This window comes from Rhodococcus sp. NPDC058505 (genome assembly GCF_042720095.1).
Lineage (GTDB): Bacteria > Actinomycetota > Actinomycetes > Mycobacteriales > Mycobacteriaceae > Rhodococcus_G.
On record NZ_JBHXNB010000021.1, the window covers coordinates 1 to 12,338 of the forward strand.

General features: G+C 71.1%; 13 protein-coding genes. 4 read left to right on the forward strand and 9 right to left on the reverse strand.

Features of this window, described 5'->3' with window-relative positions:
* Positions 1-24: 24 nt before the first annotated feature.
* From ACFWPA_RS15415 to ACFWPA_RS15440, 6 genes are read right to left on the reverse strand one after another with little or no spacing between them, the layout of a single operon-like run.
* Positions 25-591, reverse strand: a complete 567-nt coding sequence (locus ACFWPA_RS15415; RefSeq protein ID WP_378570805.1) for a hypothetical protein — start codon at positions 589-591, stop codon at positions 25-27.
* A gap of 25 nt (positions 592-616) precedes the next feature.
* Positions 617-1,375, reverse strand: coding sequence for a PASTA domain-containing protein (locus ACFWPA_RS15420; protein WP_378570807.1), 759 nt, complete (start codon positions 1,373-1,375; stop codon positions 617-619).
* The gene (locus ACFWPA_RS15425) at positions 1,372-1,902 is read right to left on the reverse strand and encodes a DUF6508 domain-containing protein (RefSeq protein ID WP_378570809.1); all 531 of its coding nucleotides are present in this window, start codon (positions 1,900-1,902) and stop codon (positions 1,372-1,374) included. Before ACFWPA_RS15425 ends, ACFWPA_RS15420 begins: the two co-directional genes overlap by 4 nt.
* Positions 1,899-3,050, reverse strand: a complete 1,152-nt coding sequence (locus ACFWPA_RS15430; RefSeq protein WP_378570811.1) for a restriction endonuclease subunit S — start codon at positions 3,048-3,050, stop codon at positions 1,899-1,901. Before ACFWPA_RS15430 ends, ACFWPA_RS15425 begins: the two co-directional genes overlap by 4 nt.
* Positions 3,047-4,660: a type I restriction-modification system subunit M gene (locus ACFWPA_RS15435; protein ID WP_378570813.1), complete on the reverse strand. Its 1,614-nt coding sequence runs from the start codon at positions 4,658-4,660 to the stop codon at positions 3,047-3,049. Before ACFWPA_RS15435 ends, ACFWPA_RS15430 begins: the two co-directional genes overlap by 4 nt.
* Positions 4,661-4,662: 2 nt before the next feature.
* Positions 4,663-6,741 carry a hypothetical protein gene (locus tag ACFWPA_RS15440; RefSeq protein ID WP_378570815.1) on the reverse strand — a complete coding sequence of 693 codons (2,079 nt, stop codon included), beginning with the start codon at positions 6,739-6,741 and terminating at the stop codon, positions 4,663-4,665.
* Positions 6,742-7,243: 502 nt separating this feature from the next.
* Here ACFWPA_RS15440 and ACFWPA_RS15445 point away from each other — a divergent pair.
* The 4 genes from ACFWPA_RS15445 (at position 7,244) to ACFWPA_RS15460 (ending at position 9,520) form a co-directional block, all read left to right on the forward strand.
* The gene (locus tag ACFWPA_RS15445) at positions 7,244-7,756 is read left to right on the forward strand and encodes a ribonuclease H family protein (RefSeq protein WP_378570817.1); all 513 of its coding nucleotides are present in this window, start codon (positions 7,244-7,246) and stop codon (positions 7,754-7,756) included.
* A gap of 74 nt (positions 7,757-7,830) precedes the next feature.
* Complete coding sequence (locus tag ACFWPA_RS15450) at positions 7,831-8,301, forward strand: hypothetical protein (protein ID WP_378570819.1); 471 nt, start codon at positions 7,831-7,833, stop codon at positions 8,299-8,301.
* A 26-nt stretch (positions 8,302-8,327) separates the two neighbouring features.
* Positions 8,328-8,951, forward strand: coding sequence for a DUF2510 domain-containing protein (locus tag ACFWPA_RS15455; protein ID WP_378570821.1), 624 nt, complete (start codon positions 8,328-8,330; stop codon positions 8,949-8,951).
* Between the two features lie 26 nt (positions 8,952-8,977).
* Positions 8,978-9,520, forward strand: a complete 543-nt coding sequence (locus ACFWPA_RS15460; protein ID WP_378570823.1) for a hypothetical protein — start codon at positions 8,978-8,980, stop codon at positions 9,518-9,520.
* A 6-nt stretch (positions 9,521-9,526) separates the two neighbouring features.
* Here the strand turns inward: ACFWPA_RS15460 and ACFWPA_RS15465 are convergent, their stop codons facing one another.
* From ACFWPA_RS15465 to dnaJ, 3 genes are all read right to left on the reverse strand, one after another.
* A complete protein-coding gene (locus tag ACFWPA_RS15465; protein ID WP_378570825.1) occupies positions 9,527-10,294 on the reverse strand; it encodes an alpha/beta hydrolase family protein in 768 nt (255 codons plus the stop codon).
* Between the two features lie 86 nt (positions 10,295-10,380).
* Complete coding sequence (locus ACFWPA_RS15470) at positions 10,381-11,142, reverse strand: 16S rRNA (uracil(1498)-N(3))-methyltransferase (protein ID WP_378508295.1); 762 nt, start codon at positions 11,140-11,142, stop codon at positions 10,381-10,383.
* 18 nt (positions 11,143-11,160) lie between these two features.
* On the reverse strand, positions 11,161-12,315 hold the full coding sequence (dnaJ, locus tag ACFWPA_RS15475) for a molecular chaperone DnaJ (protein WP_378508294.1): 1,155 nt from the start codon (positions 12,313-12,315) through the stop codon (positions 11,161-11,163).
* Positions 12,316-12,338 lie beyond the last annotated feature (23 nt).

Below are 12,338 nucleotides of genomic sequence, written 5' to 3' on the forward strand. Positions count from 1 at the left end.
GAGGCCGTCGAAATCAGCTAGCATTCAGCATGACTCGTTGATCACTACGCGATCTCGCGCCTGATCCGAAGTCCACCACTTCACGGGGCTCTGTCGCCCGTCGACCACGTACGCGACGATGTCGCCGCGCCGACGGCCGAGCAGCGCGGCACCCAACGGGGTATGCGGCGGGCACGGTTCGATCGTCTCGTCGTGGCTGTGGCGGGCGACGATCATCCGGCACGGTTCGTCGTCACCGAACCGCAGCGTGACGACAGACCCGCACCGGACGGCGAACTGCGGCAGGTAGGTCGGCATGGCCGTGTGGCGCAGCAGGTCCCGGAGTTCGTCGATGCGCGCAGCGTTGGTGTTGTACGCCGTGAGCGCCAGCCGGGATCCCTCACTCTCGGCGGGGTCGAAGCCGCATCGTTCGTCCCGGACCCGCGCGGACAGCGCCGCACGCCGCGCGCGGCACTGCGCCAGTTCGGCTTCCCACCGTTCGCGCTGCAGGTCAATCCGCCGGTTCACCTCGTGACGCGCACGCAACCCCGACGGGATGGAACCCACGTCGCGGATCCGTGCCGCGGCCGCCCGGCCGAGGCGACTCAGCATGCCGACCGCGCCTGCGGGCGCCCGGTCACGAGCAGTCCCCCGGCTCGCCGACCTTGACGACCGACAGCACCGCGTCGCCCTCGCCGATGAGGCTCCCGGCGGGCGGGGTCTGGCCGACGACCACCCAGTTGCGGTCGACGACCTGGTTGCGACCCTGCCCGGTCGCGTCCGCGCTGCGGGAGTAGAAGACGCCCGCCGCCTGGATCGTGTCCTGGGCGTCCTGCAGGTTCATGCACGCCACGTTCGGCATGGTCGCCGTCGCCGCCGCGGCCTGCGCCACCGGGGCAGGCTGGGCTGCCGCGGACGCGGCGGGTGCTGCCGCAGGTTCGGCGGGCGTGGCCGCAGGCGGCGGCGTGGCGGCGGGTGTCGGCTGCGCGGTTGTGGTGTCCGTGTCGGATTCGACGTCGAGGCCGTCACCGATGTCGCCGACGATCCCGATCAGCACGAACACCGCGGCAACGGCGATCGCGACGAGGACGCCGCGGCGCATCGGCTTCGTCGGCTGCGGCTCCGGCGGCGGGGCGAACGCCGCCGGGTCACCGGCGAGGAACGCCTCGTGGCCGGCCTGCGCGCGGGCGGCGAGGCCAGCCTTCTCCGCCCTGACCCGGGCCAGATGGTCACGGATCGGCCTTCCGACAGCGAGGTAGCCGAGGCCGGCGGCGAACAGCACCTGCGCCAGCGCCTGCCCGACGTTGCCGTTGATCAACTCCACGAACGCCAGCCACAAGCAGATCGCGGCGAGCATCCCCGCGAAGACGCGGAGGTAAGGGGCGTAGCGGGTCATGGATGGCTCCGGTGATGAGGGGACGCGGCCGATGACCGCGGGTTCGGCGGGGAGGCGACAGTCATGCACTCCCCGCGTGTCGGCGCGAAGTCCAGGAGGCGCACCAACAGCTTTGGGAGCGCGCCGTCCTCGAACGCCTCCGCCACCGTGCCATCACTGAACCGGTCCTGCCGGAGCAGCAACGTGAGCAGTCCGACGGTCTGCGGCCAGGTCAGGGTGTCCGGGTCGAAGGTCGCCGGGGCAAGCAGCCGCTGCGCGTCCTCCCACTGCGGCCACGCGAACGGGACGACCAGGCCCAGGTCGTACACCGCGCGCACCACCTCCCCCGCCAACGAACCCCAGGATGAGTAGCCGATCTCGAAAGAGTTGTCGCCTATGCGCTTCGGCGGCACCCACTCCGCGAACGGACCGGCATGCGCCGTGACCCGCTCAGTGATCTCACGCAAGGTCGCCCAGTCGGACGGGGTCAGCGAGGCACGCTTCGCCTCCGCCAGCTCGACGAGTTCCCTCGCGACCTCGTCCGTCACAGGGCAGCCTCCACCTGCTTCTCGGCGTCGCGGACGCGGAGTTCGCCCGACATGAGGCGTGGGAGGAGGGTGTCGCGGAGGGTGGTGAGCTGCAGCGACTCCCGCTCTGCGAGCAGTGCACGATCCCACAACGCGGTCATCGTTGCTTCGAGGCGCTCGACCTGTGCCGGTGATGGAACCAGCACCGGTTCGTCTAGGTGCTTGCGCTGAATATGCCCCATCGTTGTCGCCTTGTCGGCTGCAATGTCCTTGAATCTGGGCAGCTTCTCCTGGATCAGCTGGAACAGTAGCCACGGCGAGTATCCGTCAGCCGGGATCACCTTGAAGATGTGCTGGTTCACGATCGCTTCATCCCGGAACCAGCGATGGAGCGTGAGTGAACCCGACCATGCGAACAACAGGTCGCCAGGACGAGCCACGAACTGATCGTCCACCTCGATGTCACTGAACACCGTCGATCCGCCGATACCCGAATTGAGTTCGGCGATCCTGATGACTACCCGCCCCGTTCCACTCGCGCCCTTGGTGAACGCCTTCCCGTTCACGAACTGGGCAGTCGCAGAAAGAGGCACCGACTGGGAGTCAGCAAGCATCGAAGTGAACTGAGCCTTAGCCAGCAAGTCCGCGGTCTCGGCCAGCTTCCGGTTCGCGGCGATCTTGTCGTCGAGGGCGCCGAGGACTTCGGCCATGGCGCATTGTTGGCCAAAATCTGGCGCAGGGATCTTCGCTTGAAGTAGCGCGGATTGCCGAATTCCGACGACCGTGGTGCCGGTCGCCCGGCCTTCGAGCTCAGCCTGGACCTTTGACGACTGGAGCGCGTAGTACAGAAAGCCGGTATCAAGTACGCCCTCGCGACCACGCAGGCCGAATACTCGTTGCGCCAGACATATCTCGTCGTCCGATCGAACCCTAGCTACACGACCGAGAGGCGCCTCGCTGGTCATGACGACATCGCCCCTCCTGATCGGCTGGGGCATCCATGTCTCGTAGATATCACGGGTAACCCGGCGCGCGTCATTCAGATCAAGCACACCGTTCGCGACATTCATCGCCGAAACTGCGGGCACACCGTCCGCCACAAAGGGAGGATTCTTGCCGCGATTGTCAATCAGTAACTCGAGCGAGTCGCCAAGAACCAACTCCCTCACAGCACCCTCCCCAACTGCTCCCGAACCACTTCCTGCAGCCGACTGCTCTCGTCGAACTGGGCATACAGCTCCCCCGTGAGCCTCGCGATCTTCTCCTCGATCGGCTCCCCGTCGTCCTCGATCGGCGCGGCACCGACATAGCGACCCGGGGTGAGTGCGTAGTCGGCTTCCTTGATCTCGGACAGCTCAGCCGAGTAGCAGAAGCCGGGCTCGTCCTCGTAGGTTGCGCCGCCAGCGGATTCGGTTCCGCGCCAGGCGTGCACGGTGCCGGCGATCTTCGCGATGTCGTCGTCGCTCAGCGCGCGTTCGGCGCGGTCCACCATGTAGCCGAGGTTTCTCGCGTCGATGAACAGCACCTGGCCCTGGCGGTCGATGCTGCCCTTCGGGCCCACCGACTTGTCCTTCGCGAGGAACCACACGCACACCGGGATGCCGGTGGAGCGGAACAGCTGCGTCGGCAACGCCACCATGCACGACACCAGGTCGGCCTCGACGAGTTGGGCGCGGATGTCGCCCTCCCCACCGGAATTCGAGGACATCGACCCGTTGGCCATCACAATGCCCGCGCTGCCGCGTTCGGCGAGCTTCGCGACGATGTGCTGGATCCACGCATAGTTCGCGTTGCCGGCCGGGGGGACGCCGTAACGCCAGCGCTTGTCGTCCTCGCGGCGGGTCCAGTCCTTGATGTTGAACGGCGGGTTCGCGAGTACATAGTCGGCGAGCAGGTCGGGATGCTTGTCCTGCGCGAAGGTGTCCTCCCAGCGGTCACCGAGGTTGCCGGTGACACCGTGGATCGCGAGGTTCATCTTCGCCATCTGCCAGGTGCGCTGATTCAGTTCCTGGCCGTACACGGCGGCGTCGGTGGCGTTGCCGCCGTGATGCTCGATGAACTTCTCCGTCTGCACGAACATGCCGCCGGAACCGCAGCACGGGTCGTACACGCGGCCGCCGAACGGTTCGAGCACCTCCACCAGCACCCGGACCACACCGGCGGGGGTGTAGAACTCGCCGCCCCGCTTGCCCTCGGCGCGGGCGAACTTCTCCAGGAAGTACTCGTACACCTCGCCGAGCAGGTCCCGTGCCTTCGTCGCACCCTCACCGGTGAACCGGGTGTCGCCGAGCAGGTCGATCAGTTCCCCGAGGCGGCGCTGGTCGACGCTGTCGCCGTTGAAGATCGTCGGCAGGGTGCCGCGCAGGCTCTCGTTGGCGTCCATCAGCTGGCGCATCGCGGCGTCGATCAGTTCCCCGACCGTCCGGCCCGCGACGCCGGCGGCCGGGGCGGTGCCCTTCGCGTTGGCGGACAGGAACTCCCAGCGGGCCTCGCCGGGAACCCAGAACACGCCGCCCGCGCGGTACTCGTCCTCGTCGTCGATCAGCTGCGCGATCTGGTTCTCGTCCAGCCCGTCCGCGACGAGTTCGGCGTGGATCTGCTCACGGCGCTCGGTGAACGCGTCCGAAATGTACTTGAGGAACACCAGGCCGAGGATCACGTCCTTGTACTGGGACGCGTCCATCGAGCCGCGCAGCTTGTCCGCGGCCTTCCACAGCGTGTCCTTCAGTTCCTTCATCGTCGACGGCGCCGCGTCGACGGACTTCTTCCTGGGGGGCATCCTCAGCCTTTCTCCGGTTCCAACACAGTGTCCTCGGCGATCACCAGCGCGCCCCGACCCACCCCGTCGACCAGGGTGTCGGTGAGGCGGTCGATCGTCGCCACCAGCTCGGCCGCCGCCTGCCTGCGGCGACGCAGATCCGCCAGCGCGGCGGTCACGGCGGGCACCCGACTCGGGTCGATGCGGGGAATCTCCCACGCCCGCCATGGTTTCCCCCTCCGCACCGCACCGGTAGCGCGGTCCCCGACGCCAGCGGCGCGCAGGTGCCCGGCGATCAGCTCCGGCACCAGCCCGGAGGCGAGCGGGTCCGTGACCCGCATGATTCGGGCCGGGGCGAGCACCACCGACGACCCCTCGACGTCGACGATCGCCCCGAACTCTGGGCTGGTGCAGTAGACGATGTCGCCGGGCTCGGTGTAGCGGCCGCTGGGATGCCGCGTCGTAAACCGCAGGCGGTCGATTCCCCGCTCCCCCACGATCCTCCGCCCGAGGACCTCATCGGTGCCGATCACCCGCACCACACCGGCCGCGTCCTCGGCGCCGGACTCCAGCAGGTCCGCGGCGTCGATCCGGTTGCCCGGCACCGCCGCCAGTTCCCGCGACGCCGCCAACCGGCCTGCCGACTCCGTCGGCGCGGTGGCAGGACGGTACTCGACCGGCACCGTCAGCTGCGTGTCGATCCGGGTCGTGCCGTCCCGGTACTCCCCCACCAGCTGGACCACCCGCGCGGCGGCCTCGGCGCCGGGACGGCGCGGACGTGGCAGGCGGTGCGGGCGTGGCGGCGCCAACGAGCCCGACGCCAGCAGCGTCGCCGTCCGGTACCTCCTGCCGACGCGGAAGGCATGGGCCCGCACCGTGTCCCGCGATCCCATCGCGGCGAGGACATCGGCGAGCACCGCCTCGGCGGCGAGGTCATCGAGGTCGACGCCCCCGAGGTCCGCGAGGACCGTCCACCGGTCCGCTGGCTTCACCGAGGCGTCCGCGGAGCCGAGCACCCACAGCGCCGTCGACAACCCGGGCCGCGACACCCGCAACCCCTCCGGCAGTCGCACCACAGCACGCACCCGATCTGACCGCAGCAGCGCCGACCGGATGGCCTCGGCGTCCCGGTCGGCCAGCGGGTCGACGAGCGCGCTCGCTGGCCCGACGATCACCGCCGACTGGCCGTCCCACATCTGCAACGCCACGTCGTCGATCGCGGACAGGATCTGCGTGTCGGACAGGTGCGGGGCGCCGGGTCCGGGGAACTGAGTCAGGAACGTCGCCGGGCCGGGCACGCCGTCGTCCCCGCCGCCGGGCCGGAGCCGCCACTGGTGCACGACGAGCCTGCGCCGGGCCAGCCGCGTCGCCGCGGTGTCGGCCGGACCGGTGACCGCGACCGCGTCCGTGTACTCCGGCAGCAGTGATCGCAGCGTCACCAACAGGTCGCTGCCGTCCGTGGACGGGTCGACGAACACCGCGCGCTCCCCGTCCGACAGGGCCAACGCGATCCGGGCCGCCAGCGTGAGGGCGGCGGGGCGCAGCGCGGTCTCACCCAGTTCCCGGGGGCCGATCCGAAACCGTTGCCGCATCAGCGTTTCGAATGCCGCCGCGGGCGTGTACGCGGCATCCGACATGGTGTCGACGTGCCGGGCGAGCAGGTCCACCTCGGCGCCGAGCGCGGCCACCTCGCGGAACAGGAACCGGTCGTCGGGGTCGAGGCCGTCGACCTCGTCCAGCAGATCCTCGGCGTCGAGGTCGGCGAGCTGGTCGCCGAGCAGAACCTTCACGCACAGCAGCGCGGTGACCCCGTCCAGGACGACCTGCGCGGGCAGCGCCGACTCGTGTCCGAGCACCGCGTGCAGGGCGAGATCCTCGACGAGGGTGTCGCTGTTGCCGAGGCCGCGGGCCCGGATCCACCGGACCACCTCGTCCGCCGCATAGTGGTCGACCCGGTTCCGCGTCGCGACCGGTCCCGGGAATGGGTGCGCGGTCGCCCGGTAGCGGTTGATCCACATGGTTACCACGGGCCGCCGCACGCGGGCGAGCTCGGCGATGGCCGGCTTCGACAGCAGCAGCGGTGACGCCGCATCGCTACTCATCCGTGTCCGACCCCTTCCCTACCGTGACCCTGCCGCTCCCACGGAGGCAGTGAGGCGACGGTAGCCCACCGCACCGACACCCTCGCCGCGCAGATCGATAACCCTGGTTATCAGTGATCGAGTTCTCCACACACACCGCCGTCGGTGACTGTTGTCGCCACCACCGGAACAGACAGGAGCAGCCCGATGACCCTCGCCGTGATCCACTCCCGCCACACCGCGGGAACCGACACCGACCACTCGCTCACCGCCGAAGTGATCCTCGACGACACCGGCATCCGCACCCGCGTCTTCACCCGCGACGGCGCCAGCGATCTCCACCGCCGGGCCACCACGCTCGACGCATTCGAGCACGTCCACCAGTGGGCGGCCACGGTGCCCACACCGGTGCCGGTCTACGTCGGCGACACCGAGGTTCGCGGCGAACTCCGCCGCGTCGCGGGCGCATTCCCCACCCTCGACCTCACCCCGACGCCCCGCGGCCGGATGCCCGCCCTGCTCCTTGCCCGCCGACGCGATGTCCGCGCACGTCGCCGCCCTCGCCGCGGCGGTACCTCTGCCGGAACTCGTCATCGCCACCGATGCCTCCAAGAACAGCAGGCGACGCGGCGTCGGGGTGGCCTGCGTTCGAGCGGACGGGGTGCGCCGCCAGAAGATGGTCCCCGATGTCGGCTCGGTACTCGCCGGTGAACTGGTCGCCATCGAACTCGCCGTCTCCAGTTTCCGGAACCACCCGCTGCACATCCTCACCGACAGCCGCGCCGCACTCACCTGTCTCGGCAGCGGCCATCCGAACCGCGGCACCATCGCCACCACGGTGGACCGTATCCACCACCTCAGTCACGGTCGGCGCGTGCGCTTCTCGTGGGTCCGCGGACACGACGGACACCCCCTCAACGAGGCGGCGCACCGGCTCGCCGTTGCCGCGCGGCGCGGGCACGAGGCGGACATCGCTCCCGGCGTCCGCGCCGCCGTCGCCGACAACATCGTCGCGCCGCTCCTCGCGACCGCATGACCCCGATCGCCCCAGCACGATCCGGCCCCGTCCCACCCGGCACGGGGCCCACCCACCACCCTGAAGGAATCCCCATGAGCATCCGCACCACCGCACTCACCGTGTCCGTCCTCGCCGCCGCCGCCGTCGTCGTCAGCGCAGGCACCGCGCACGCGGCAGGCACCACGATGCCGGCGGACAGCACCTACATCGTCGGCGTCGACATCGAGCCCGGCCTCTACGTCTCACCCGGGCCGATCGACGGCGACTACAACTGCTGGGGCACCCGGCTTTCCGGCTTCACCGGCGAGGGTGACGACGTCATCGCGTACGCCTACGGCACGGGCCGCGTCGTCGTGGACATCACACCCACCGACGCCGCGTTCAGAAGCCTGAACTGCCTGCCGTGGACTCGGATCGGTGACTCGCCCTCCGCGGCGCCGGTGCAGGCACCCGACCTCACCGCGCCGGTCGCCGGGGCTGCCGCGATCGGCAGCGCGGTCGTCGGCAGCGCGGTACTGCCCGCCCTCGTCCCGCTGCTCGCCGCCGGCTCCACCGGCCTGTGACCCGCACCACCGACAGGAGACCCGCCATGACCACCCCGATGCCGCGCCGCCGACTCCGCCGCACCCTGCTGACCGCCGCGGCGGCGGCCACCGCATTCGCCGCCCTCACCGGCTGCTCCGCACCGCAGGACTCCCCACCCGCCGCACCCGCCGCCACCACCCCGACCGAAACCCCCGAGCAGGCCGAGGCCCGCAGGCAGGCCGATGCCGCCGCGACCCGGGCCCGGCAGGAGGCGGCCGCCGCGGAGGCCGCGCGCCGCCAGGCCGAGGAGGCCGCGAAGAAGGACCCCGCCAGCTACGAGCAGCTCACCGACCGCGACTTCGCGCTGATCGCCAAGGATCCCGCCGCCGCGGTCGGTCGCAAGGTCGTCGTCTACGGCCGGGTGACGCAGTTCGATTCCGCCACCGGGGCGACGCAGTTCCTCGCCCGTACCGCGCCGTCCGTGCCCGACCGCGTGTACGACTACGAACAGAACACCTTCGTCGTCGGCGACACCGCCGCACTGATCCGGGACGTCGTCGAGGACGACCTGGTGACCATGCACGCGGAGGTGCTCGGCTCGTTCACCTACGACACCCAGGCCGGCGGCAGCACCACCGTCCCGAAGCTGCAGGTCAACCTGATCGAGGTCACCGGGTCGGCCCAGTAGCGGCGGGCACTGCGACACTGATCGACATGTTCCTGCTGCTACTGACCGGGCCGCCCGGCGCGGGGAAGACGTCCGTGCTCACCGAACTGCACGACGGCCTCGGTGACGCGGGCGTCGCCAACGCCCTGATCGAACTCGACGAGCTCGAACGGTGCTATCCGCCGCTCGACCACGGGCGGCTGATGCGGCACGTGGCGGCGCTCGCCGGCTCCTACCGGGCGGCCGGGTATCCGCTGCTGCTGGTCACCGCGACCGTCGAGGAGGACGGGTACGGCCGGGACGTCGTTGCCGCGACCGGCGCCGAAGCCCACCTGCTGGTGCGGCTCGATGCCGCACCGGGCACCGTCCGCGGGCGGGTGCTCGATCGGGAACCCGAAACCTGGTCCGGCCGCATCGAACTCGCCGAGGCCGCGCACCGGCTCGCGGTGACGATGCGGGAACTGAGCGACGTCGATCTGGTGCTGAGCACCGAGGGCGCCGACCCCGTCGACGTCGCCGCCCGCCTCGAGGCCGCGCTGCGGGAGCACCCGGCGGCGCCGCGGCACGGGTTCGACCGGGTCCTCGGCTGACGGCCGCTACCGCACCCCGGACCAGGGGTCGGCGCCGAGGATCGCGTCCAGCGTGAGGGCCCAACAGCGGGTGCTGCGGTCGAGGAAGGCGTTGTGTCCCTCCCCCGGCACCTCCCACAGCGCGGCGCGGTCCCCGGCCGCACGGGCCGCGTCCACGTAGGCGCGACTCGCCGCCACCGGCACCTGCACGTCCTCGACCCCGTGTAGACACACCGTCGGAACGCCGGTCGGGACGCGGTGGATCGGGGACGCGTCGCGGTACAGCTGGGGGTCGTCGGCGTAGGGCACCCCGAACAGCGCCTCCAGCGCCGACCCGCCGCTGCGCGTCGCGGCCCGGGACGCGAGGTCGAGGGCACCGGCCTGGGAGACCACCCTGCTCGGCCGCACCGGGCACTCACGTTGCCCCGCAACCCACACCGCGAGCTGCGCGCCCGCGGAGTGGCCGACAACGCGAACGTCACCGGGGTCGAGCGGAACCGGCGAACGGTCCGGCAGCAGCGTCGCGGTCGCCGCCAACGCCGCCTCGACGTCCGCGCTGGTCTCGGCCCAGCCGCCGCCCGCCCCGACCCGGCGGTACTCGACGTTCCACGCCGCCACCCCGCGCCGGGCCAGCTCGGATGCCAGGGTCGTCGCCAGGTTGAGGTGGAAGTCGGCGGACCAGTAGCCGCCGTGCAGCAGCATCACCACCGGCACCGGCCCCGCCGCCGCCGTCGGGGTGTACAGGTGCCCGAACTGGGCGGGGTGCGGGCCGTAGTCGATTCGGGTGCGGGGCATGACTCTCCTGTCGATAGTGGGCGCTGCGCGCCTGTGAGTCTTTCTGGCGCCCTCCGGCACCAGAAAGACTCACGGGCGCGGAGCGCCTACTGCAGCGGCGCCGCGGCCCACCGGTCGGTGAGCACCCCCAGCGCACCGAGCGCAACCGCGGCGGCGGTGGAGGTGCGCAGCACGGTCGGGCCGAGCCGGACCGCGGTCGCGCCCGCACCGGTGAGCGCGGCGACCTCGTCGTCAGCGAGGCCCCCCTCGGGACCGACAACGAGCACGATCTCCGGCGCCGCCCGCAGGTCCAGCGACGCCAGTTCCGCGGTCGCGGACTCATGCAGCACCAGGACGACGCCGCCGCACCCGACGGCCGTCTGCACCCGGTCGAGCACCCGCGCGGTCCGGTGCAGCTCGACGACCTCCGGAATGTGCGCTCGCCGTGACTGTTTCGCGGCCGCGACGGCGACCGCCTGCCAGCGCGCGACACCCTTGACGGCCTTCGGCCCCTCCCATTTGGCGACGCACCGCGCCGACTGCCAGGGCACGATTTCGTCGATCCCCGCCTCGGTCGCCAGCTCCACCGCGAGCTCGGACCGCTCCGCCTTCGGCAGGGCCTGCACGAGGGTCACGGCGGGGGTCGCGGCGGGCAGGTCGTCGCGGGCGGTGATCGTCAGGTCCAGCCGGTCCTTGCCGACGGCGACGACCTCGGCACGGGCGATGCCGCCGCGGCCGTCGGCGAGCACCAACTGCTCACCGACCCGGGTCCGGCGCACCGTCGCGGCATGCCTGCCCTCCTTGCCGTCAAGGACCGCGACCTGCCCGACGTCGGGCAGCGGGTCGAGGTAGAAAACCGTGGCGGCCATCGCTGTTCGACCCGACCGTCAGCGGCCGCTGAACGCGTCGCGCAGCCGCGAAAACAGCCCGCCGCTCTGCTGCGAGCTGCTGCTGACCACCTCCGCGTAGTCACGGTCGCGCAGGTTCTTGAAGTCCCGCAGCGCCGCCGTCTGCTTGCCGTCGAGCTTGGCCGGGACCACCACCTCGAGGTGGGCGTGCACGTCGCCGCGGACCCCGGACCGCAGCTTCGGCATGCCATGCCCGCGCAGGGTCGCGACCGACCCGGGCTGGGTGCCCGCGTCGACGGTGATCTCGGTGGGGCCGTCGATGATGGTGTCGACGGTGACGGTGGTGCCGAGCGCGGCGTCCACCATCGGCACCCGGATCGTGCAGTGCAGGTCGTCGCCGTCGCGGACGAACACGTCATGCTGCTGCTCGATGACCTCGACGTACAGGTCGCCCGCCGGCCCGCCGCCGGGGCCGACCTCGCCCTGCGCGGACAGCCGGATCCGCATGCCGTTGCTCACCCCGACCGGGACCTTGACGGCGATGTCGCGGCGGGCCCGCACCCGGCCGTCGCCGCCGCACTTGTGGCACGGGTCGGGGATGGTCTCGCCCGCGCCGCGGCAGGTGGGGCACGGGCGCGAGGTCATCACCTGACCAAGGAAGGAGCGCTGCACGGACTGCACCTCGCCTGCGCCGCCGCAGGTTTCGCAGGTGACGGGCTTCGAGTCGCCGTTGGTTCCGGAGCCGGTGCACAGGTCGCAGAGGATCGCGGTGTCGACGGTGATGTGCTTGGTGACGCCGGTCGCGCACTCCTCGAGGGTCAGCTTGGTGCGCAGCAGCGAGTCCGCGCCCGGCTGCACGCGACCGCGGGGGCCGCGGCGGGTGCCGCCCGCGCTGCCGAAGAAGGCCTCGAAGACATCGCCGAGGCCGCCGCCGCCGAAGCCTGCGCCGCCGAAGCCGCCCGCTCCGCCGCCGCCCTGCTGCAGCGGGTCGCCGCCGAGGTCGACGATGCGCCGCTTCTCCGGGTCGGAGAGCACCTCGTATGCGGTGGAAATGTCCTTGAACCGGGCCTGCGCGTCCTCGTCCGGGTTGACGTCCGGGTGCAGTTCCCTGGCGAGCTTGCGGTAGGCCCGCTTGATCTCCTGATCGGTCGCCTTGGGTGAGACACCCAGCAGTCCGTAGTAATCCCGTGCCACGTTACGTCTCTCGTCCTGTTGTC